The following is a 20,941-nucleotide window of genomic DNA, read 5'->3' on the forward strand; positions in this document are numbered from 1 at the left end:
ATGGAGCCGTTTCTGCTTCCGTTCGTGTTCCTTGCGGTGGCGGCCGCGTTCCTCCTGTCCGCCTCGGCCGGCTTCGGAGGCAGTCTGATCCTCGTTCCCACGCTGGCACTGGTTCTCGGCACCAAGTCCGGGGTGGCGCTGGCGGCGCTCCTGCTCGCCGCGAACAACCTGGTGAAGGTCTTCGCCTACCGGGCGACGCTTCCCTTCCGCCAGGCCGCGGTCGTGATCGTCCTGGTCGCCGCGGGGGCTTTCCTGGGGGCCGAGTTGCTTGTTTCCGCCCCGGAACAGGCCGTGACGCTCGCGGTCATCGCGAGCTTCGCCGCCGCGTTCCTGGTGGAGACGTTCGACCTGACCCGCTGGCGGCGGGCCGGCTGTCCGCTGTTGGCCTTCGCCTCGGGTGCGACGTCCGGATTCAGCGGTACGTCCGGTCCTCTGAAGGGGCTCGCGGTCCGCGGGCTGGGCCTGGACCGCCTCCACCTCGTCGGCGCGCTCTCCCTGGTCTCGTTCGCCGGGGACGTCGCGAAGACCGCCGTGTGGACGGATGCCGCGCTGCTGACGGGCGGCGACTACCTCGTCGCTCTGGTGTGCGTGCCGCTGATGTTCATCGCGACGTTCTGCGGCAGGCGCTTCAACACCCGAATCGGTGAGCGGGGCTATACGGGCCTGTTCTGGACCGTCATGGTCGGCTGCACCGGGCGCCTGCTGGCCGGCCTGTGACAACCACGTCAACGCTGTGACCTGGGCGTACTTGAGATTCGGTGGCCCAGTGGAGTCAGCGATCGGCCTCGCGCGGCCCCGTCACGGACGATCGGGAGGGCCCGACTGAACGATCAAATTTTCGTGCGGTTAGCATATGAGCACCGCCTAGCTCGAAAGATAAACCTGTGACTGTCAAAGACGACTCGTTCACCAACTGGAAGAACCGCGAGGAGATCGCGGAGTCGATGATCCCGATCATCGGGAAGCTGCAGCGGGAGCGGGACGTCACCGTCCTCCTCCACAGCCGCTCCTTGGTGAACAAGTCGGTGGTCAGCATCCTCAAGACCCACCGGTTCGCCCGGCAGATAGCCGGCGAGGAGCTCTCGGTCACCGAGACGATGCCGTTCCTGCAGGCCCTCACCACGCTCGACCTGGGTCCCTCCCAGATCGACATCGGCATGCTCGCCGCGACCTACCGGGCCGACGACCAGGGTCTGTCGGTGGAGGAGTTCACCGCCAGGTCCGTCGCCGGGGCCACGGGTGCCGACAAGATCGAGCGCCGCGCGCCGCGTGACGTCGTCCTCTACGGCTTCGGCCGCATCGGCCGCCTCGTCGCCCGCCTGCTCATCGAGAAGGCCGGTTCCGGCAACGGCCTGCGGCTGCGCGCCATCGTCGTCCGACAGGGCGGCGAGCAGGACATCGTCAAGCGGGCCTCGCTGCTGCGCCGTGACTCCATCCACGGGCAGTTCCAGGGCACGATCACCGTCGACGAGGCGAACAGCACGATCATCGCCAACGGCAACGAGATCAAGGTCATCTACGCGGGCGACCCCTCCGAGGTCGACTACACGGCGTACGGCATCAAGGACGCCATCCTCATCGACAACACGGGCAAGTGGCGGGACCGCGAGGGCCTGTCGAAGCACCTGCGCCCCGGCATCGACAAGGTCGTCCTGACCGCCCCGGGCAAGGGCGACGTCCCCAACATCGTGCACGGCGTCAACCACGACATGATCAAGCCGGACGAGCAGATCCTGTCCTGCGCGTCCTGCACCACCAACGCGATCGTCCCGCCGCTGAAGGCGATGGCGGACGAGTACGGCGTCCTGCGCGGCCACGTGGAGACCGTCCACTCGTTCACCAACGACCAGAACCTGCTGGACAATTACCACCCGGCCGACCGCCGCGGCCGCTCCGCGCCGCTCAACATGGTCATCACGGAGACCGGTGCCGCCTCCGCCGTGGCCAAGGCGCTCCCCGAACTCGAGGCGCCGATCACCGGCAGCTCGATCCGCGTCCCCGTGCCGGACGTCTCGATCGCGATCCTCAGCCTGCGGCTCGGCCGCGAGACCACCCGTGAGGACGTTCTCGACTACCTCCGCAACGTCTCGCTCACCTCGCCGCTGAAGCGACAGATCGACTTCACCACCGCCCCCGACGCGGTCTCCAGCGACTTCATCGGCTCGCGCCACGCCTCCATCGTCGACGCGGGCGCCACCAAGGTCGACGGCGACAACGCGATCCTCTACCTCTGGTACGACAACGAGTTCGGCTACTCCTGCCAGGTCATCCGCGTCGTCCAGCACGTCTCCGGGGTCGAGTACCCGACCTACCCGGCTCCGGCGGTCTGATCCACGCTCCGACCGCCCGATGTCCCGGCCGCCCACCATTGGTGGGCGGCCGGCGCCGTACGGTCAGCACCTGCCGGCGCCGTACCCGCCCCTGCCGGCGCCGTACGGTCAGCCCCGGCCGGCGGACACGTCGATCTCGGCCCACACCTGCTTCCCGCCGCTGAGCGGCACCGAGCCCCAGGCCGCCGTCGTCGCCTCCACGATGAGCAGGCCCCGGCCGCCGGTCGCCTCCCAGTCGACGTCCGCCGGCTTGACGGGGGAGCGGGGCGACGTGTCGTTGACGGCGATCCGCAGACGGTCGGAGGACAGCGTCAGATCCAGCCCCACCTCTCCCTGAGTGTGGGCGATGGCGTTGGTGACCAGCTCGGACACGACCAGCAGAGCGATGTCGACCTCTTCGGCCAGCCCCCAGGAACGGAGCGTGCGGCCGGCGAAGCGACGGGCGTGGAGGACGGCGTTCGTCAGGCGCCACACCGTCCAGTGCGTCCGCAGGGGCCGGGCGCGCGTCCCGTCGTACCGCAGGAGCAGCATCGCGACGTCGTCGTCGCGCCCGTTCGCCGTGCCGAGGAGTTCGTCGGCTACCCGGCCGATGTCGGACGGGTCGGCCGCTCCGAGCGCCTCGCCGACCCGCCGCATCCCGTCCTCCAGAGGAAGGTGGGCCGACTCGACCAGGCCGTCGGTGAGCAGGGTCAGCACCGTGCCCGGGACCAGACCGGACTCCGTCATGGTGAACTCCGCGTCCGCGAGCACCCCCAGCGGCGGCCCGCCCTCCACCACGAGCTCCTCCGTCGTGCCGTCGGGGTGACGCAGCAGCGGCGGCAGGTGCCCGGCCCGTACGAAGATGGCGATGCCCTCCTCCATGTCCAGGTCCACGTACAGACATGTGGCGAAGAGGTCCGTCTCCATGCCGACGAGCAGCCGGTTGGCGCGTGAGACGACCACGTCGGGGGGATGGCCCTCCACCGCGTAAGCCCGGACCGCCGTGCGCATCTGGCCCATGATGGTGGCCGCCGCGGCGCTGTGGCCCTGTACGTCGCCGATGACGAGCGCCACGTGCCCGTCGGCGAGCGGGATCACGTCGTACCAGTCGCCACCCACCTCGAGGCCGGCAGTCGCCGGCAGATAGCGTGCGACGGCGACGCCGCCGGGCAGCGACGGGAGTTTGCGGGGGAGCAGGCTGCGCTGGAGCATCCTGGCGAGTTCGTGGCCTGCGTCCAGGGCGTGGGCGCGTCGGAGGGCGCTGCCGACCAGGCCCGCCACCGCGGTGAGCAGCGACCGCTCCTCCGGAGCGAACTCGTGCGCCGCGTCCCAGCCCACCAGGCACACTCCGACCAGACGCCCGTCGGCCGGGAGGGGGACGACGGCCAGGCCGCCCGGTCCGATGCCGATGAGTCCGGACTCCAGGTCGGCGCCGGGCGGCCACAGGCTCATGTGGCCCTCTCGCAGCGCGCTCTCCAGGGTGGGCAGCCGGTGCACCGACGCGTCCGGCCACTCGGAGCGCCATTCCTCCTGCCACACTCCGGGCCATGCATCGGCCTCAGGCGGGTCGAGGACCGTGACCAGCAGCCGGTCGGCCTCCAGCTCCGCCACGGCGATCCGGCTCGCCGCGAGCGGATGGCGCAACGTCTCGACGACGGTCCGGCTGACGTCCCGTACCGTCGTCGCCGCCGCCAGGCGCGCCGACAGTCCCTGCACGACCGCGACCTCGTCGTCCGTGGGGCGCAGATAGACGGCGTCGGCGACCACCCCCAGCACCCGTTCCGGGGTGCCGTCGGCCCCGAACCTCAGCCGGCAGCGCAGGCCCAGCCAGCGGAGCTCGCCGCCCGGGCGGCGGACACGGAACGCGAGCTGTTCGCCGGAGGACGCCAGCCGGCCCGGTTCGACGACGGCCATCAGCGCCGGGATGTCGTCCGGCACGGCGCAGGCGAGCAGGGTCTCCACCCGCCCGTCGAAGTCCTCCGGAGCGATGCCGAGCAGCTCCAGCACGCGTGCGTCCGCCTCCATGAGCCCGGTGTCCAGAGTCAGGGTGAACGCTCCGCTGTGCAGGGGAACCAGGGTCGTCCCCGGGTGGGAGGGAGGCCCCGGCCTGGCGGCGACGCGCGCCGGTACCGATTCGAGCCCTGCCGTCACCTGATCGGCGTAGAGCTCGAGAAGACAGCGGCGGTCGGCGTCGAAGCCGTCCGTCATCTCGCCGGCCACCAGCAGGCAGCCCAGCCGGGTGCCGCCCCTGCCCAGTGGCAGCGCGCCCAGCGAGTACTTCGGCGGCAGGGTTCCGGCGCCCACGGGGGACACGCCGCGGGCGTCGGCCGAGATGTACGCGGACAGCTCCGCCGGGCTCAGCCACAGCGGGCGGGCGGCGCGATAGGCGTCCGTGGCGGGGGAGCGTCCGCCCAGGGCGACGACCGCCGGCAGGCCGTATGTCCCGCCGCGGTCACCCACCACTTCGGTCAGCCGGAGCTCGTCGCCACTCTCCGTGAGGAGGTAGACGGCGGCCAGCTCGGCCCCGCAGAACGCAAAGCTCGCCCTCGTCAACTCGCGCACCGCCTCCGTACGCGGCCGGGTACCGCGCTGCTCCCATGCTGCCGTTGTTTGCGCTGTGGGAGCTAGTCAGAGGACGACATCGATCAGGAGCCCGGCCCCGTGCGGCCGGGCTCCGCGGCCGTCCGGCGGGTGGATCGGACGGGTGACCCGCGGAGAAGGGGCTGCCGCCGGACGGCCCCTTCGGACGGGTGACCCGTGGGGAAGGGACTGCCGCCGGACAGCCCCTCCCGATGTGTGTGCCGCGCGTCGCGGGCCTTGCGCCGCGTGCCCCGCGTGGCCTTTCCCGCCAGGCCCTGGTGCCCTTCCCGGCAAGCTCTGCCCTGTCGCGCCACCCAGCACGCCCCCTCTCCCCTTCGGGCATGGGAGGTGCTCCCAGCACCGGACGACGCTCCTTCACGGGCAACACCGCCGGTCACGGCACTAGAGCGCGACGTCTCCGCACAGGTGGACCTCGACGCCCAGCTCGGCGAAGAGCGCGGCCTTGGCACGCAGTGCCCTGTCGGCGGTCGAGGCGTCCGGCGCGTATGCCACGTTCAGGTGGTTTGCACGGTGCCGGGCCATGAACTGGTCGCGGCTCACACCGTGCAGTACGGCGTGCATGATGGGCCACTGCCGGTTCGTCGCGTCGAGCCTTCGCTGCGTCTCCTCCTCCGGCAGCTCGACCGCGCTTGCCCGGCCCAGATCCACATGGAGCTTTCCGTCCATGAGGAACACCCGCGACCAGACGATCTCTCCCGGCTTGGACACGCCGCTGAGCGTGCCGCCGCCGAGCGGGAAGAACATGGGCGGCTGCCGCATGCTCCACGACTTGTCGTACCCGCCGTTGTGGGAGGCGGGCACCGAGCCGGAGATCTCGAAGACCCACACGAAGCGGCCCTCGTACTCCTCGCCCCACCGGATGTCGTGCAGCGTGGTGGCCGGGTCGAGCCCCATCGCCGTCCAGATCCGGTTGGTGACGAGGGAGTCGACCGCCACCCCCTCGTCGACCTCGTTGAAGTGCGGCAGCGGGGCGCCCGCGTACAGCTCGCGGGAGCCGTCGCGGCTGAGGACCGGCGGTCGCTGGACGTTGTTGAGCAGGCCCTCGGCCAGATCGCTGGCGGGGACCGTGTCCTTGAGGCCCTGCTGGTACTGGATGCCCACGGCGTCGAGACCGAAGTCGTCCGACATGCGCAGTGCGGCCGTGTACATCTTGAACTGGCTGAGCAGTTGCGCGTCGGTGAGCTCGGTCGCCTCGTCCGTTCCGGTGTGGAAGGTCATGCCGGCGTCGTCGAGCCATGCGCGCACCGCCTGCGCCTCCTCGTCGGAGACGTTGTTCATCTCGGCCACCAGGGCGCTCTGGGACAGGCGCTCCTTGTATATGCCGAGGGGGTTGAGCAGCTCGTCGTCGATGATGGCGTTGTACATGCCCATGCAGCCCTCGTCGAAGACGCCGATGATCGCCTTCTCCTCGCGCAGCTGCCGGGCCAGTGCGACACCGAGCGCGGTCTCGGCGTCCTGCGGGAGAGCCGGCAGGTCGCGTACGTGGCCGGTGTCGTGGGTGAGCGTGCCGGTCTCCAGCCAGGTGCGCAGGCCGGTCCGCGCCCAATCGTCGGTGAAGTCGACGCTCCACAGCACCGAGTAGGCGATGCCGGCCTTGGTGAGGCTGCCCGCCAGGTTCAGCAGGCCGACCAGGCCCGGGAACTCGCCGCTCCAGTTGGCGACGACGAGGATCGGCCCGCGGTGGCTGCGCAGCCCGGCGATCACATGGTGGCTGTACTGCCACACGCCCTCGACGACTATCAGTGGCGCGTCCCTCGGGATGTTCTTGAAGACCTCGATGCCGGCGCGCTGGCTGTCGATGAAGCCGTGGCCCTTGTCCGGGTCGAAGTCATGGCCGCGCCGGACCTTGTGGCCGAGGTCGGCGAGGGCGGCGGCGAGGTCGCTCTCGAGCTTCTCCTGGGTGGGCCAGCAGGTGATGTTGGCGCGGGGGCGGAGGTCGCCGCTGGCGACGGTGTAGACGGTGCCGGGTTCGGCGGCGGGGGCGGTGTGCGGCTCGGGGAGCGTGTAGGAGGTCATGCGTTCTCGGTCTCCGTTGTGTGGTGCGGGACGTGTCGGGTGCGGGTGCCGGTGGATCAGAGATGAGAGGCCGGGGGCGTGGCCGGGGGTGAGGTGCGACGGTCGGGGGTGACGGGCGGTCGGTCGTCACGGCGGTCGGCCGGCCTGCGGTCGTCGGGTCAGCGGTCCTGGAACGCGGTGAGCGAGTGGACGACGTGGGCGGTGTCCGGGTAGAGCCGGCGGTAGAGCGCGTACAGCTCCTCGTACCGCTCGGTGTGCGCGGCCCGCGGGGTCACCGTCCGGCGCAACGGGTTCCACTCGTCGATGGACGCGTCGGTGACCAGTTGGGCGGCGAGCAGCGCCCCGCCGTAGCCGGCGCCGATGGACGTGGCGCGCAGCTCCTGCTCACGGCCGGTGATGTCGGAGACGATCTGCGTCCACAGCTCGCCCTGTGTGCCGCCGCCGACGGCCACGACGCGCCGGATGTCGCCGCCTGCCGCCTCGATGACCTCGATGTTGTGCCGTATGCCGAAGCCGGTGGCCTCGAGCGCGGCGCGGTAGAGGTCGCCCCGGGTGTGGGACAGGGTGAGGCCGGCGATGACACCGCGGGCCTGCGGGTCCATGACGGGGGTCCGCTCGCCGGAGAAGTAGGGCAGCATCAGCAGCCCGTTCGCGCCGGGGCCGGCGGCTTCCGCGAGGTCCAGCAGCTCGGGGTGGTCGGCGGCGAACAGGTCGCGCAGCCAGTTCGTCACCGCGCCGGAGGTGGCCATGCCGCCGGCGAGGTTCCGGGTGCCGGGAAGCGCTCCCACCGTGCCCCACAGCGACAGGCTGGTCAGCGGCTCCGGAACCGTGTGGATGAGGAACATCGTGGTGCCGTACATCAGCATCAGATCGCCGTTGCGCTGCGCGCCGACGCTCAGGGCCTCGGCCCAGGCGTCGATCGTGCCCGTGGTGACGGGGATGCCGGCCGGCAGGTTCGTCTCGCGGGCGGCCTCGGCGGTCAGGAGTCCGGCGGACTCGCCGGACCAGGCGAGCGGCGGCAGCTCGATGCCCGGGGCCACGGACCGCGCCCAGGGGGCGTACCACTCGCGGGCGGCCGTGTCGTACAGCGGTGTGCACTGGCTGGCCGAGTGGTGGTCGAGCACGTAGGCGCCGGTGAGCCGGCGCACCAGCCAGGAACTCGGCATGTAGAGCCGGCGGGCCCGCTCGTAGAGCTCCGGCTCCTCCTCCGCGATCCAGGCGATCTTGGGGCCCGCCGCCTGGGTGGTGAGGGCGGAGCCGCACCGGTCGAGGATCTCCTGCCCGCCGAGTTCCTGCTCGAGGCGCTCTATCTGGTGGACCGCGCGGGTGTCCACGCCGTACAGGATCGCCGGTCGGAGGGGCTCGTCGTTCTCGTCGGTGAGCAGGACACAGGGGCCCATGCCGCTCACGCCCACGGCGATCACCGCGGCGTCCGCGGGTGCGGTGAGTTCCCGGGTCAGCTCGGTGAACTCGCGCCACCACAGGGCGGCGTCCATCTCGAAGTGCCCGGGACCGGGGCGGGCGGGGGTGTGCTGCCGTACGGCCGAACGCAGCAGCGTGCCGTCGAGTCCGACGAGGACTCCCTTGCTGCTGGACGTGCCGATGTCCACACCGATGACTGCGTTGCGAAGCATGGACGGCACGCTGACAGAAATCGATTTCAGCGTCAAGGGTGCAGGTATCAACTCCTGCACGATCGAAGAATCTCGCCCTGGTTGCTTGACACCGTCCTGGGCTCTACCTACTTTGCCGTGAAATGGATTTCAGGCGTCCGCAGTGACGTACTCGGTCCTTCCCCGCGTATCCGGCAGCAGTGCGGCGCGCGGTGCACATCCCGTACCTCACCCCGTGAGAGCAGACAGAACCATGACGACCTTTGGACTCGACGGCCTCTCCCGCAAGGCGCGCGCCGTCAGCCGCTCCATCAGCGCCGAGAACTTCACCGGTGCCAAGTCGGGCGGCGGCAGGGCCACCGAGGGGACAGGAGCGGTCGCGGCCTCCCGGCTCGGCCCCGGCTGGAAGATCTCGCCCAGCATCGACATCGCGGCCGGCGAGACCGCGACCCTCGCCGACATCGAGGGCCCCGGCACCATCCGCCACCTGTGGTGCACCACCGCGCCCCACGCCGCCTGGCGCAGCACACTGCTGCGCATCCACTGGGAGGGCGAGGAGGCCCCCGCGGTCGAGGTGCCGCTCGGCGACTTCTTCTGCAACGGTTGGAACAAGTTCAGCCAGGTGTCGTCGGTGCCGGTCGCGGCCAACCCCAACGGCGGGTTCAACGCCTACTGGCCGATGCCGTTCCGCCGCGCCGCCCGCATCACCCTGGAGAACCTGTCCTCGGAGACGGTCACGCTCTACTACCAGGTCGACTACGAGCTGGGCGAGGTGCCGGAGGACTCCACGTACTTCCACGCCCAGTGGCGCCGCAGCCACCCCGTGCCGTTCGGCGAGGAGCACACCCTGCTCGAGGGCGTCACCGGCGCCGGCAGCTATGTGGGCACCTACCTGGCCTGGGGCGTCAACAGCCCCGGCTGGTGGGGCGAGGGCGAGCTGAAGTTCTTCATGGACGGCGACGAGGAGTACCCGACGATCTGCGGCACCGGTACCGAGGACTACTTCGGCGGCGCCTGGAACTTCGACGTCCCCGGACAGGGCTACACCGCCTACACCACGCCCTACCTCGGTCTGAACCAGATCCTGAGCCCCGACGGCCTCTACAGCAGCCAGCAGCGGTTCGGAATGTACCGTTGGCACATTCTTGACCCCGTGCACTTCTCGGAGGACCTGCGGATCACGGTGCAGAGCCTGGGCATCGGCCCCGGCCAGGGCAACGGCCTGCCGCACCGCTACCGACACACGAGCGACGACATCGCGAGCACCGCGCTGTTCTACCTGGACGCACCGAGCAGCGACTCCCGGCCGCCGGCGCCGGACCTGCTCACCCTCGAGGTCGACTGACGCGTCCGCCCCGCCCCCACGTCCAAGCCCCCGGAACCAAGCCCCCCACGCTCCCTCTTCCCTCTCACCTCCGACAGGAGCGCGCGCATGCTCCAGCACGGCAACGACGCCGGGCGTCCGGCCCCGTCACGCCGCCGATTCCTCACCGCGCTGGCCGGCGCGGGCGCCGCCACCGCGGCGTCCGGCCTGCTCAGCGGTTGCGGAACGGCCCAGGCGAAGGACGGCCCCCTTCAGTTCTGGAACTTCTACGGACCCCAGCGGTCGCCCGACCCGGCGATCAACGAACAGTCCAAGTGGTTCGTCGACATGGTCGACAAGTGGAACGCAGGCCACAAGGTCAAGATCGAACTGGTCCACATCCCGCTGCCGACGTACCTCAACGGCTTCAAGCTGCCCTCCGCCTTCGCCACCGGCCAGGGCCCGGACATCTTCCTGCTCAGCCCCGGCGACTTCCTGCGCTACTACAACGGCGGCGTCCTCGCGGACCTCACCCCGCACCTGGACAGGGAAGCCGTCGCCGACTTCGGCACCGCACTCGACAGCCGCCGCGTCGACGGCAAGGTCTACGCCCTCCCCATGGAGGTCGAGCCCCTGTCGATGTTCTACGCCGTGGACGTCTGGGAGAAGGCCGGACTCTCCGAGGCCGACATCCCCACCACCTGGGACCAGATGCTCGACGTCGGCGACAAGCTGCGCACGAAGACACGGGCCGGCCTGGTCTTCGAGACCAACCCGGGCTACTTCCAGAACTTCACCTGGTACCCCTGGATGTGGCAGGGCGGCGGCGACGTCCTCGACAAGCAGGGCAACGTGGCCTTCGACTCCAAGGGCACCCGACAGGCCCTGCAGTTCTGGCAGGACGCGATACGCCACGGCATCGCGCCGCGCACCCTCCCCGCCGCCGGCGACGTCATCAGCGCCTTCAAGGCCGGAAACGTCGCCATGTGGCAGCAGGGCATCTGGAACGTCTCCAGCTTCAAGGCGTACGCACCCGACTACCGGTACGGGATCTTCAAGCTCCCCGTACCGGACGGCGGCCAGTACACCACCACCCTCGGCGGCTGGTCCTTCTGCGCCAACGCACAGGGCCGCGACCCGGACGCCGCCGCCGAGTTCTGCGCCTGGGCGCTCGGCTCGACCAGCGACGACTCCGTCGACCGCATGGTCGACTGGTGCACCCGCGCCAAGTCCGACGTGGCACCCCGCGCCAGCGCCCTGGAGCGCGGCGCCGCGAAGGGCGGCTACGACTCGGTCGCGATGAAGAAGTTCAAGGACGAGATCTTCCCCGGCGGCCGCGCCGAGCCGCGCTACCCGCCCGTCGTCTACAAGGCCATCTCCGACGCCATCCAGGGCACCATGCTCGCCGGCCGCAGCGTGGCCGCGGAGACCGAAAGAGCCGCCGAGTCCATCGCGGCCTACACCAAGAGCTACAAGGGGGCGAGCCTGATATGAGCAGTGTCGCCGCACAGGAAAGCCCGGCCGCCGCCACGCCCGCGGCCGAGAGTCCCGCACCACCGAGCCCCCGGCTCGGCCGCAGGCAACGCGAGTGGATCGCCGCCGGCCTCTTCCTCGCACCCGACGCCGTCGGACTGCTGCTCTTCGTCGGCATCCCGATGGTGCTGTCGATCTTCCTGAGCTTCTTCCAGGTCAGCGGCTTCGGCAGCTACGAGTGGATCGGGCTCGGCAACTACGAACGCATGATGAACGACCCGCTGTTCTGGGACTCGATGAAGATCACCGGCCTGTACGTGGTGATCCTCGTCCCCGTCCTGTTCTGCGTGAGCCTCGCGCTCGGGCTGCTCGTCAAGCAGAAACTGCCCGGCATGGGCGCCTACCGCACCGCGCTCTTCCTGCCCTACGTCATCAGCCTCGTCGTCGTCGGCGTTTTGTGGAAGTTCCTCCTCGACGAGCAGGTGGGCGCCGTCAACCGCGCCATGCGCGCCATCGGCCTCGAGGGCGAGTCCTGGCTGGGCGACCCCGCCCTCGCCCTGGGCTGCGTCATCGCCGTCATGGTCTGGGTGATGATGGGCTACTACATGATCATCTTCCTGGCCGGGCTCCAGGAGATCCCCCAGGAGTACTACGAGGCCGCGAAGATCGACGGCGCCGGGCCATGGACCACGTTCCGCTCGGTCACCTGGCCGCTGCTGCGCCCCACCAGCTTCTTCGTCCTGCTGATGTCCACGGTCGCCGCCGTCACCGGCGGACTCGACCTCATCTTCGTCCTCACCAACGGCGGCCCCGCCAACGGCACTTCGCTGGCGATCTTCTACATCTACCAGCAGGCATTCGGGTTCGGGGAGTACGGCTACGCGTCGGCCATGGGCTCGTTCCTGGTGCTGATCATGGTCATCTGCTCCGCGGTGATCTTCAAGTTCACGAGAGGCGGGAGGTTCGACGATGGCGAGTGAAACGAATGCGGTGGGCGGCCGGCGGCTGCTCTCCGGCCGCGCCGGCCTGACCGCGGTGGCCGTCGTGGTCTCGGTCGTCAGCGTCCTGCCCGTGCTGTGGATGCTGTCCGCGGCCTTCAAGTCACGCTCGACCGTGACCGACGGCAATCTGATCCCCCGGGAATTCACGTTCGACAACTTCGTCTACGTCTTCACCGAGGTCCCGTTCGCCCGCTACCTCTGGAACAGCTTCTTCATCTCCGCCGTGATCACCCTCGCGGCGCTCCTGTTCCACTCCATGGCGGCGTACGCGCTGGCCAGGCTGCGGTTCCCCGGCCGGGAGAAGATCTTCATGGCGATCTTCTCGACCCTGCTCGTCACCGCGCCGGTGGTCCTCATCCCGCTGTTCCTCGTGGCCCGTGAACTCGGCCTCCTCGACAGCTACGCCGGCCTCATCATCCCCGCCATCTTCAACGCCTTCGGCATCTTCCTGCTGCGCCAGTTCTACCTGGGCCTGCCCAAGGAACTGGAGGAGGCCGCGGTGATCGACGGGTGCGGGCACTGGCGCGTCTACTGGAACATCGTCCTGCCGATGTCCCGGCCGATCCTGTCCGCGCTGGGCGTCTTCTTCTTCCTCGCGAACTGGAACGCCTTCGTCTGGCCGCTGGTCGCCACGAACGACCAGAGCCTGACGGTCGTCCAGCTGGGGATCGCCTCGTTCCAGACGCAGTACAGCTCCAACTGGAACTACATCCTGGCCGCGGCGACGGTGGCGGCGCTGCCGATGCTGGCGCTGTTCTTCACGTTCCAGCGGCAGATCGTGGAGTCGATCAAGACGTCGGGCCTCAAGTAGCGGAGCGGGGCCCTCGGGCGGGCGACGGACCGGGTCACGCTTTCGGGCGCGGCCCGGTCCGTTGACTTGGTGTCCGGGTGCCGCTCCGGGGGCATGTCCGGGACTGCTTTCCCGAACCTGCCTCCCCCTAGGCTCACGACGCCTTACGTCCCGAACACACCCCCTGCGCGTCCCTCTCCCCCGGCCGGCCCCTGTTCGCCCCCGCGGGCGGGGCGGGAGCCGATGGGCCGGCGAGGGGCCCCTCCCCGATACCCGGCACGGGCCGTGGGGATGACCAGGACTGGTACGGGGCTTACCGGGCGGGAGGGGGGCGGGGGCGGAGGAGGGGGGTGAGCGGACGTAGAGCGTCGTAAGCCTTGGGAAGGGCAGGTTCGGGAAAGCAGTCCGCGATCCCCCCTCCGCAGCCACCGACCCCCGCACCACCCACAACCGACCGCGCCCCACCGGCGCGCACCGCAGCCACCGACCCCCGCACCCACCAACCCACCCCGCCGGAACATCCGCGCCCCACGGGCGCGCACCGCAGCCACCGACCCCCGCACCCACCAACCCCGCCACGACGCACGCGCAAAGGCCCGGGGGCGCAACGCCCCCGGACCGGAAGACCGCGCCCCGAAGGGGCGCTACGTGCCGCTCGGGCCCGACGTGCTGTCGCGAGGTTTCAGGGTCGTGCGCAGGACCACCGTCTGGAGCAGCGCCTCGCTGCCCGCCATCCGCTGCAGCAGCAGCTCCGCCGCCGTGCGCCCCAGGTCGTACGACGGCAGCTCCACGGTCGTCAGCGAAGGCCGTACCAGCGACGCCCACGGCACGTCGCCGAAGGACAGGACGCCGACTCCGGGCGGGGCCTGCCCCGCCTCGCGCAAGGCCTCCAGCGCGCCCACGGTCATCAGGTTGTTCGCGACGAAGACGGCGTCCGGCGGTTCGGGGAGCGCCAGCAGTTCGTGCATGGCGGCCCGGCCGCCCTCGACGCGGAAGTCCGCGTGCCGCACATACGACGCGGTCCCTGCCGCGTCCCCGGAGCCGCCGCTCCGCTCCGCGCCGAGTTCGCCGCGCAGTGCCGCCCGGTAGCCGGCCAGGCGTTCCTCCGAGGTGGAGGCGCCCGCCGGGCCGGTGATGCAGGCGACCCGCTGGTAGCCGGCCCGCAGCAGGTGCCGTGTGGCGACCTCGCCGCCGTGCTGGTTGTCGACCATGACGGCGTCGACATCGGCGTCGTGGGGCCGCCGGTCGACGGCGACCACCGGCATGCCCCTCGCCATGAGCGGGCTCAGGTCGGTCCGGTCGCGCGACGCGGCGGCGACGATCACGCCTGCCATCTGCTCGCCCATCACGATGTCGATGTAGCGGCGTTCCTTCTCCACGTCCTCGTCGGAGTTGCACAGGACGACGGACATGCCGGTGCGTTGTGCGGCGTCCTCGACCCCGCGGGCCAGAGAGGTGAAGAAGGGGTTCTCGATGTCCGGGATGATCAGGCCGATCACGCTGGACTGCTGCTTGCGCAGGGAGCGCGCGAGCCGGTTGGGTGCGAAGCCCAGCTCGGCGGCCGCCTGCCGCACGGACTCGGCACGGGCGGCTGTGACGTTGCCGCCGTTGAAGACCCGTGACACCGTCGCCGGCGACACTCCGGCGGCCCGTGCCACGTCCTGAATCGTCACCACTGTGTGTCCACACCTCTCGTCCGCCGCGCAGACCGCCGCCGCACCAGCCTGTTCACCGTGGGTTTCCCTGACCTTACCCGCTCCTGAAAAGGATTTCCCCCGGCCTCGGAGCGGTTCCGGTCGATGACCCTCCGTAGGTCTTTGTATCCTGCACGGGCATTCTCTGCAATCGATTTCATGAAGGCAGAGCAATCGATGCCGGGCCGGGTCGCACCGACGGGTGTGCCCTGTGACCCTGGTGGCATGAAGCGAGGAAGCGGCAAGGCGAAGGTCCGCAGGATCTACGAAGAGCCCGGCCCGGACGACGGGGTCCGTGTTCTCGTCGACCGGCTCTGGCCGCGCGGTCTGAGCAAGGACGAAGCGCATGTCGACGAGTGGCCCAAGTCGCTGACTCCGTCGACCGAACTCCGGCGCTGGTACCACGGGCCGGACGGGGAGTACGACGAGTTCTGCCGGCGCTACGAGGCGGAGCTCGCCGAACCCGCCGCCGCCGAGGCGCTGGAAAAGCTGCGCGCTCTCGCCGCCGAAGGCCCGTTGACCCTCCTGACGGCGGCCAAGGAGCCGGGCCGCAGCCACACTTCCGTCCTCCAACGCCTCCTTTAGCGCGGGCCGGTCCCTCCCCGGGCGGGGCCGATTGCCGAACCCGACGACCCGGCGCAGTCGTGGGGGAGACCGTCAGCCGGTCCGGGAGCCCGGGGCACGTCGACCCTCGTTTCCGCCGTCACTTGCGGAAGTTGGAGGCGGCGTCGGGGAGGTGGCCGGCAGTGCGCGCCCCGGGCGATCGGGCTGACCGAGCAGCCGCGGGGCCTCGGCAGCCGCGTCCACGGGGCCGGTCAGCCGGTCGGCGAGCCGACGGGCCCAGCCGGTCAGCCCGGGTACGTCGATGCCGTGCGGGCCGGGGAAGGCGACGATCCGGTCGGCGCCGCGCAGCAGCAGACGGGCGCCGCCCGTGATGTTGCCGCGAGCGGCATGAGTGAGGCCGACCGCGAGTTGGGCGAGACCCCGCCAGAGCTCGCGTTCCTCCTCGGGGCCGGATTTCCAGGCGTCCTCGAACACCTCGTGCGCGTGGAAGGGCTTGCCGGCGTCGAGCAGTCGCTGCGCCTCTGTGAGGGTCTCGGAAGGGGTGCGCAGTACGCCCTCCGGTTGGCGTTCCACTCCGGGCGCGCCGTGCGGGAGGGGGCGCCCCAGCCCGTCACGGGGGCGGGCGTTGCGCGCGCGGCCCTCTGCGTCGCGGTCTCTGGATGCCTTGTCCATGCCGCAATTGTCCCTCGTGCGCGTTCGTCGGTGGCAGGCGGTGCGCCCGCGCGCCGTCGCGCCACAGGCCGCATTGCCCTCGCGCCGCAGGCCGGGCGTCCGACGACCCCGCAGAGTGAGGTAATGTTCTCTTGCGCGCTCGGGCCGGGAAACCGGAGGAACCGCGCATCGGGACGTGGCGCAGCTTGGTAGCGCACTTGACTGGGGGTCAAGGGGTCGCAGGTTCAAATCCTGTCGTCCCGACTTGCGAGAGTCGGAAACCGAGGGGCCGTTTCAGAGAGATCTGAAACGGCCCTTCGGCCATTTCGGGGACCCGGCCGGAGGGACGCGGCCCCTGCGGCTGTGGCGGCCTCGCTCGTCCGCTGGTGCCACGGGTGCGGATCCGGGTGGGTGGCGACTACTCGGGGGTGGAGCCATCGCGTTCCGTGAGGGTGACGGCGGAGGCGGGGCACGCGTCGGCGGCGACACGGACTGCCGCGTGCTGCTCCTGGGGCGGCCGGGCGTTCAGGAGCGCGACGAGGCCGTCGTCCTGGTCCTGGTCGAAGACCGCGGGGGCGGTCAGGGCGCACATGCCGGCGCCGAGGCAGCGGTCACGGTCGACGCTGACGTCCACGGGATCAGGCCTCGTCCCAGGTGACGGGCAGCAGGTGCACGCCGTAGATGTTCATGTCGGTGCGCAGCGGTACCTCCGCGGCCGGTACGTCGAGGCGCAGGGTGGGGAACCGGTCGAGCAGTGCGGGCAGGGCAACCGCCAGTTCCACGCGGGCCAGTTGCTGCCCCAGGCACTGGTGGATGCCGTGTCCGAAGCCCAGGTGTCCGGTGGCTTTGCGCCGCAGGTCGAGGGTGTCGGGGTCCGGGAACCTCTCCGGGTCACGGTTGGCGGCTTCGAGTGAGAGGGTGACGCTCTCGCCCGCCCTGATCGTCCGGCCGTCCAGCTCGACGTCCTCCAGCGCGGTCTTCACGCTGGTGTGTGCGACCGTCAGGTAGCGCATCAGCTCTTCCACGGCCTGCGGTGCGAGACCGGGATCCGTGCGCAGGGCCTCGGCCTGGTCCGGGTTGCAGAGCAGTGCGAAGGTGCCGTGGGCGATCATGTTGGCGGTGGTGTCGAGCCCGGCCGCGAGCAGGAAGCCGCCGACGCCTACGAGTTCCTCGTCGGTGAGGTCGGAGTCCTGGGCCAGGTCGCCGAGGAGGTCGTCGCAGGGCTCGGCCCGCTTGGCGGCGATCAGTTCCGCCATGTACTCCTGGAGGCCGGTCATGGCGGCGTACCGGTCCTCGGGTGCCACGTCCATGGACATGAGCGTGTGGGCGTGGTGCTGGAAGCGCTCCCGGTCGGCGTAGGGAACTCCGAGGAGCTCGCAGATCATCAGTGCGGGAACGGGCCGGGCGAACGCCTCGACCAGGTCGGCGCCGGGCCCCCGGCGCTCCATCGCGTCCAGCTGCGCGGCGGTGATCTCGTGTAACCGTTCGGTGAGCCGGCGCATGCGCCGGACGGTGAACTTCCCTGTCAGCAGCCGCCGGAAGCGGGTGTGCTCAGGGGCGTCCATGCCGGTCATGTCCCCGACGGGCGCGGGCGGCAGAGGGCCCTCGGGCCCTTGGGGGAAGGGATAGTGCATCAACTCGTACCGCGAACTGAAGCGGGAGTCGCCCATGATCGAGCGGACCGCGGAGTATCCGGTGGCGAGCCGGCCGACGTGCCCGTCGGGGTACGTCATCCGGGCCAGCGGCTGCTTCTCGCGCAACTCCGCGAGTCCGGCGGGCGGGTCGAAGGGGCAGCCGGCGGCGCGCTGCGTGGGGAGCGTGACGGGTTCGGTGGCATCGGGAGTCGTGGTCATGGTTCCTCTTTCGTTCAGGGGGAGCGGCGTCTTCTTCAGGGCGGGTGGGCCCGGTGGGTCAGGCGCGGCGGATCACGATGTTGCCGACGCCGGTTCGGGCATGGATCTCCACGGTCTCGTCGGCGGCGTCGGGGCCTTCTGCGGCGTCGAGGGCGTTGCGGATGGTGCCGAACTTGGAGTTGACGTCCAGCCAGGCCGCCGTGGACTCGCGGATACCGACCTCCACGTCGCCGATGGCGGTGTGGAGGTCGATCACGCCGCGCGTCACCTGCCTCACGCTGATCGGGCCGTTGGCGGACTTGGCCTCCACCGCGGCGTGCGCGAGGCCGACGGTGATGCGGCCGTTGGCTGCGTTGACCTTGAGGGCGCCGGTGATCTCGCCGATCGCGGTCTCGCCGTTCCCGTTCTTGACGGTCGCGGCGCCCACGATCTCGCCGACGTCGACCCGGCCCGACGCGTGGATCTCTGCGTCGCCCACCGCTCGCTCGACGCGGACGTCGCCGAAGCCGGTCCGCAGGTTCACCACGGCGGCCTCGTCGAGCCGGATGTCGCCGAGCGACGTCTTGACGCGGCACTCGCCGAGCTGTCCCTCGCCGATGTAGTCACCCATGGGTGAGGTGCCGCGGACGTGCGATCCCGTGGGGAGTTCGACGGCGATGTCGATCGAGCCGTGCTTGCCGAACAGACTGCGTTTCTTGGGGCCCTTGAGGGCGAGGGTGCCGGCCGCGTACGTGACCTTGGTCTGCTGGGCGGCCCGTACGTCCGCGTCGTCGTCGCCGTTGCTCGGCCGCACCTCGACGACCGTGTCCGCTCGCCTGCTCGCGCTGAGCCGCACATTGCCGACCTCGAACTCGAGGACCGCGGTGATGGGTTCGGGGGTCTCGTAAGAAGGCATGGCTGTCCCGTCCTCTTGACTCTGGAGTGTGTTTGCGCAGGTGGGGCGGTAGTGCGCTGAGTGGCGGCCGAGTACCCGGCTAGCGGACCCAGCCCTGGTAGCCCTGGCCGCGACGCGAGGTTCGCGTCGCCGGCCGGGCCGGTTCGGCGCCCGGTTCGAGGGCGACGGCCATGGCCCGCACGAGCCAGGCGTTGACGGACAGTCCCTCCCGGCCGGCCGCATCCTCGACCCGGGCCTTCAGTGGCGCCGGGAGCCGGAAGTTGATCCGGGCCGTACCCCCTTCATCGCTGTCCGCCGGGTGTGGCGCCACAGGTGCCACCGGTGGCGCCAAGGGTGCCGCCATGGTCGGAGCCTCGTCGGTCGAGGGCTCGGCGGCCGGCGGGGCCGTCACCACGAACTCGGGGTCGAGGCCCCGCAGGCGCACGTCCACGGACCCAGGTGCCAGTTCGCGGGTGATCTCCTCGGAGGCGGCGGAGAGTGCGTTCAGCAGGGTCAGCCGGGCGGCCGACTCCAAAGGGGCGGTGAGTCGCTCGGCCAGGGCGCGCGCCTCGTCCCCGCCTGCGTGCGCGGCGACTGCGAGCTCCCGGCGGAGGTGATCGACATAGGGGGTCAGGTCCATGGGTGTCATGATGGCACCAAAATGGCGCCACATCAAGAAGTATTGGCGCCAGATGGTGCCGTACGGCGTCAAGGGTGGTCGGTGGACCGGTCGCCAAGGGGCGCGAGACCGCTCGGCTTGACTCGGTGATTTCGTGGCGCCTATGTTCATGTTGAAAGTTCAAGCTTTTAGGTGAGGGCGGATGTCCGCAGTGGACGGTCGGCCCGACCACTGCAGAGGAGAGCAATTCCGTGACCACGTCGACGATCACGCCTTCGACCGGATCCGCCGAAGTCACCGGCGCTCCGGCCGCTCCCGCGCCGCACGCCGCCAACACCGGACTCCTGCTGCTGCGCGTGGTGACCGGCCTGGTCATGGCCGCCCACGGCGCACAGAAGCTGTTCGGCTGGTTCGGTGGCGGGGGCATCGAGGGGACCGGTCAGTTCTTCGAGATGAGCGGGTACCCGTCCGGTACGACCATGGCGGCCCTGGCCGGTCTCAGCGAGGTCCTTGGAGGCCTGGGACTCGTGCTGGGACTCCTCACCCCGCTGGCCGGCGCCGCCGTCGTGGGCACCATGATCAACGCCGTCGCCGTCAAGTGGGGCGGTGGCTTCTTCGCCCCGGCAGGCGTGGAGTACGAGCTCCTGCTGGTCGCCGCGGCGGCGGCCGTCACCGTGGCCGGCCCTGGCCGTTACGCGGTCGACCGCCTGCTGCCGGGCCTGCGCAATCACCGGCTCTCCTACGGAATCGGCGCCGTCGTCGTCGGTGTCGTGTCCGCCGCGGTGGTCCTGCTGCTCCGCAAGTAACGTGCGGTGCCGGACGGCGATCCGGCGCAGGGCCCGGTGGGCCCGGTCGCGTTCCGGTCCCCGCCGGACGCCCCCGCGTCCAGGCCGTGATCACCCTGCCGGCCGCGAGACCCGGCGGGGACACGGGCGGACTCGCCTGCCGTGAGCGCGGGCCGCCGGTCGCAGGCCGTGTCGGAAGGATCCGGCACGGCCCGCGCTCATTGCTCGGGCGACTCCCGGTGCCGCCCGGCCCACGGGGCGGACCCCGGAGTCCGCGCGGCCGTCGGAGCCGGGACGACGACATGCTCGCGGCCGGGCGGCACGAGGCGCATGGTGCGCTCCAGCCAGGCGGACAACGCGAGCGCGGGGGCCCGCAGCACCGCCGTCCCGTCCGCCGTGGAGAGCGACAGGCACACGACCGCGCGCTCCTCACTGATCTGCGTGGGCCAGATCCGCACATCGCCCTGGCCGCTGGGGCGGTAGACGCCGTCGATCAGCAGATCCCTGCCGAAGACCCAGTGGACAGGGGAGCGGGTGTCGCAGTGGAAGTCGATGTGCACCGCGTACGGGTCGCCGACCCGGTACGTCAGGCGTGTCGCCACCGGGACCGGCGTCCGGGCGGTCGGCCGTCCCGCGAGTACGAGCTCGAACTCCAGCTCGCGCTCCACGACAGTGCGGGCGTCCGGTGCATGATCCCGCGACTCGGTGCTCCCTGCAGGCACTTGAAGGATTCCTCACTCGTGAGTGCGGTCGTCTGACGAGATGTCAACGCGACGGAGGCCGTCCTGGATAGCG

At 70.7% G+C, this 20,941-nt stretch carries 18 protein-coding genes and 1 tRNA gene; 9 read left to right on the forward strand and 10 right to left on the reverse strand.

The genetic code is table 11. The features are described 5' to 3' along the window. Entirely contained in the window at nucleotides 1-717 is a 717-nt protein-coding gene (locus tag ACFYV1_RS06180) for a TSUP family transporter (RefSeq protein WP_389394158.1), read from the forward strand. 167 nt (nucleotides 718-884) lie between these two features. After that, a complete protein-coding gene (locus ACFYV1_RS06185; protein ID WP_389394159.1) occupies nucleotides 885-2,330 on the forward strand; it encodes a glyceraldehyde-3-phosphate dehydrogenase in 1,446 nt (481 codons plus the stop codon). Nucleotides 2,331-2,438: 108 nt separating this feature from the next. Here ACFYV1_RS06185 and ACFYV1_RS06190 read toward each other — a convergent pair whose 3' ends face one another. The 3 genes from ACFYV1_RS06190 to ACFYV1_RS06200 all read right to left on the reverse strand — a co-directional run bounded on the left by ACFYV1_RS06190 (nucleotide 2,439) and on the right by ACFYV1_RS06200 (nucleotide 8,560). After that, nucleotides 2,439-4,862 (reverse strand): SpoIIE family protein phosphatase, encoded by a 2,424-nt coding sequence (locus ACFYV1_RS06190; RefSeq protein ID WP_389394588.1) that lies wholly within the window; start codon nucleotides 4,860-4,862, stop codon nucleotides 2,439-2,441. Between the two features lie 429 nt (nucleotides 4,863-5,291). Further along, a complete protein-coding gene (locus ACFYV1_RS06195; protein WP_389394160.1) occupies nucleotides 5,292-6,926 on the reverse strand; it encodes a fucose isomerase in 1,635 nt (544 codons plus the stop codon). Between the two features lie 158 nt (nucleotides 6,927-7,084). Further along, a complete protein-coding gene (locus tag ACFYV1_RS06200; protein WP_389394161.1) occupies nucleotides 7,085-8,560 on the reverse strand; it encodes an FGGY-family carbohydrate kinase in 1,476 nt (491 codons plus the stop codon). Between the two features lie 232 nt (nucleotides 8,561-8,792). On the opposite strand from ACFYV1_RS06200, the gene ACFYV1_RS06205 reads away from it, so the two are divergent. From ACFYV1_RS06205 to ACFYV1_RS06220, 4 genes are all read left to right on the forward strand, one after another. After that, nucleotides 8,793-9,884, forward strand: coding sequence for a glycoside hydrolase family 172 protein (locus ACFYV1_RS06205; protein WP_389394162.1), 1,092 nt, complete (start codon nucleotides 8,793-8,795; stop codon nucleotides 9,882-9,884). An 87-nt stretch (nucleotides 9,885-9,971) separates the two neighbouring features. After that, on the forward strand, nucleotides 9,972-11,336 hold the full coding sequence (locus ACFYV1_RS06210) for an ABC transporter substrate-binding protein (RefSeq protein ID WP_389394163.1): 1,365 nt from the start codon (nucleotides 9,972-9,974) through the stop codon (nucleotides 11,334-11,336). Continuing rightward, nucleotides 11,333-12,295 (forward strand): carbohydrate ABC transporter permease, encoded by a 963-nt coding sequence (locus ACFYV1_RS06215; protein ID WP_389394164.1) that lies wholly within the window; start codon nucleotides 11,333-11,335, stop codon nucleotides 12,293-12,295. Before ACFYV1_RS06210 ends, ACFYV1_RS06215 begins: the two co-directional genes overlap by 4 nt. Then, nucleotides 12,285-13,127, forward strand: a complete 843-nt coding sequence (locus tag ACFYV1_RS06220) for a carbohydrate ABC transporter permease (RefSeq protein WP_389394165.1) — start codon at nucleotides 12,285-12,287, stop codon at nucleotides 13,125-13,127. Before ACFYV1_RS06215 ends, ACFYV1_RS06220 begins: the two co-directional genes overlap by 11 nt. A 623-nt stretch (nucleotides 13,128-13,750) precedes the next feature. Here ACFYV1_RS06220 and ACFYV1_RS06225 read toward each other — a convergent pair. After that, nucleotides 13,751-14,782, reverse strand: a complete 1,032-nt coding sequence (locus tag ACFYV1_RS06225; RefSeq protein ID WP_389394166.1) for a LacI family DNA-binding transcriptional regulator — start codon at nucleotides 14,780-14,782, stop codon at nucleotides 13,751-13,753. A gap of 243 nt (nucleotides 14,783-15,025) precedes the next feature. On the opposite strand from ACFYV1_RS06225, the gene ACFYV1_RS06230 reads away from it, so the two are divergent. Then, nucleotides 15,026-15,385: a DUF488 domain-containing protein gene (locus ACFYV1_RS06230; protein ID WP_389394167.1), complete on the forward strand. Its 360-nt coding sequence runs from the start codon at nucleotides 15,026-15,028 to the stop codon at nucleotides 15,383-15,385. A gap of 72 nt (nucleotides 15,386-15,457) precedes the next feature. Here ACFYV1_RS06230 and ACFYV1_RS06235 read toward each other — a convergent pair whose 3' ends face one another. Continuing rightward, nucleotides 15,458-16,036, reverse strand: a complete 579-nt coding sequence (locus tag ACFYV1_RS06235; protein WP_389394168.1) for a DUF309 domain-containing protein — start codon at nucleotides 16,034-16,036, stop codon at nucleotides 15,458-15,460. A 169-nt stretch (nucleotides 16,037-16,205) separates the two neighbouring features. On the opposite strand from ACFYV1_RS06235, the gene ACFYV1_RS06240 reads away from it, so the two are divergent. After that, nucleotides 16,206-16,279, forward strand: a tRNA-Pro gene (locus ACFYV1_RS06240). 154 nt (nucleotides 16,280-16,433) lie between these two features. Here the strand turns inward: ACFYV1_RS06240 and ACFYV1_RS06245 are convergent. From ACFYV1_RS06245 to ACFYV1_RS06260, 4 genes are all read right to left on the reverse strand, one after another. Further along, nucleotides 16,434-16,649, reverse strand: a complete 216-nt coding sequence (locus tag ACFYV1_RS06245; protein ID WP_389394169.1) for a ferredoxin — start codon at nucleotides 16,647-16,649, stop codon at nucleotides 16,434-16,436. Between the two features lie 4 nt (nucleotides 16,650-16,653). Then, nucleotides 16,654-17,868 carry a cytochrome P450 gene (locus ACFYV1_RS06250; protein ID WP_389394170.1) on the reverse strand — a complete coding sequence of 405 codons (1,215 nt, stop codon included), beginning with the start codon at nucleotides 17,866-17,868 and terminating at the stop codon, nucleotides 16,654-16,656. Nucleotides 17,869-17,926: 58 nt separating this feature from the next. Beyond that, a complete protein-coding gene (locus ACFYV1_RS06255; RefSeq protein WP_389394171.1) occupies nucleotides 17,927-18,763 on the reverse strand; it encodes a DUF4097 domain-containing protein in 837 nt (278 codons plus the stop codon). A 79-nt stretch (nucleotides 18,764-18,842) separates the two neighbouring features. After that, a complete protein-coding gene (locus ACFYV1_RS06260; protein WP_389394589.1) occupies nucleotides 18,843-19,382 on the reverse strand; it encodes a hypothetical protein in 540 nt (179 codons plus the stop codon). Nucleotides 19,383-19,612: 230 nt separating this feature from the next. On the opposite strand from ACFYV1_RS06260, the gene ACFYV1_RS06265 reads away from it, so the two are divergent. Beyond that, nucleotides 19,613-20,167 carry a DoxX family protein gene (locus tag ACFYV1_RS06265; protein WP_389394172.1) on the forward strand — a complete coding sequence of 185 codons (555 nt, stop codon included), beginning with the start codon at nucleotides 19,613-19,615 and terminating at the stop codon, nucleotides 20,165-20,167. A gap of 197 nt (nucleotides 20,168-20,364) precedes the next feature. Here the strand turns inward: ACFYV1_RS06265 and ACFYV1_RS06270 are convergent, their stop codons facing one another. Then, complete coding sequence (locus ACFYV1_RS06270) at nucleotides 20,365-20,868, reverse strand: SsgA family sporulation/cell division regulator (RefSeq protein WP_389394173.1); 504 nt, start codon at nucleotides 20,866-20,868, stop codon at nucleotides 20,365-20,367. Between the last annotated feature and the right edge of the window lie 73 nt (nucleotides 20,869-20,941).

Origin of the sequence: Streptomyces sp. NPDC003023 (assembly GCF_042888225.1) — a bacterium.
In the GTDB taxonomy this organism is placed as follows: domain Bacteria; phylum Actinomycetota; class Actinomycetes; order Streptomycetales; family Streptomycetaceae; genus Streptomyces.

Coding starts and splice junctions, on each gene's coding strand:
- ACFYV1_RS06180 (WP_389394158.1), top strand. CDS start 1: ATGGAGCCGTTTCTGCTTCCGTTCGTGTTCCTTGCGGTGGCGGCCGCG.
- ACFYV1_RS06195 (WP_389394160.1), bottom strand. CDS start 6,926: ATGACCTCCTACACGCTCCCCGAGCCGCACACCGCCCCCGCCGCCGAA.
- ACFYV1_RS06200 (WP_389394161.1), bottom strand. CDS start 8,560: ATGCTTCGCAACGCAGTCATCGGTGTGGACATCGGCACGTCCAGCAGC.
- ACFYV1_RS06205 (WP_389394162.1), top strand. CDS start 8,793: ATGACGACCTTTGGACTCGACGGCCTCTCCCGCAAGGCGCGCGCCGTC.
- ACFYV1_RS06210 (WP_389394163.1), top strand. CDS start 9,972: ATGCTCCAGCACGGCAACGACGCCGGGCGTCCGGCCCCGTCACGCCGC.
- ACFYV1_RS06215 (WP_389394164.1), top strand. CDS start 11,333: ATGAGCAGTGTCGCCGCACAGGAAAGCCCGGCCGCCGCCACGCCCGCG.
- ACFYV1_RS06220 (WP_389394165.1), top strand. CDS start 12,285: ATGGCGAGTGAAACGAATGCGGTGGGCGGCCGGCGGCTGCTCTCCGGC.
- ACFYV1_RS06230 (WP_389394167.1), top strand. CDS start 15,026: ATGAAGCGAGGAAGCGGCAAGGCGAAGGTCCGCAGGATCTACGAAGAG.
- ACFYV1_RS06235 (WP_389394168.1), bottom strand. CDS start 16,036: ATGGACAAGGCATCCAGAGACCGCGACGCAGAGGGCCGCGCGCGCAAC.
- ACFYV1_RS06250 (WP_389394170.1), bottom strand. CDS start 17,868: ATGACCACGACTCCCGATGCCACCGAACCCGTCACGCTCCCCACGCAG.
- ACFYV1_RS06255 (WP_389394171.1), bottom strand. CDS start 18,763: ATGCCTTCTTACGAGACCCCCGAACCCATCACCGCGGTCCTCGAGTTC.
- ACFYV1_RS06260 (WP_389394589.1), bottom strand. CDS start 19,382: ATGGACCTGACCCCCTATGTCGATCACCTCCGCCGGGAGCTCGCAGTC.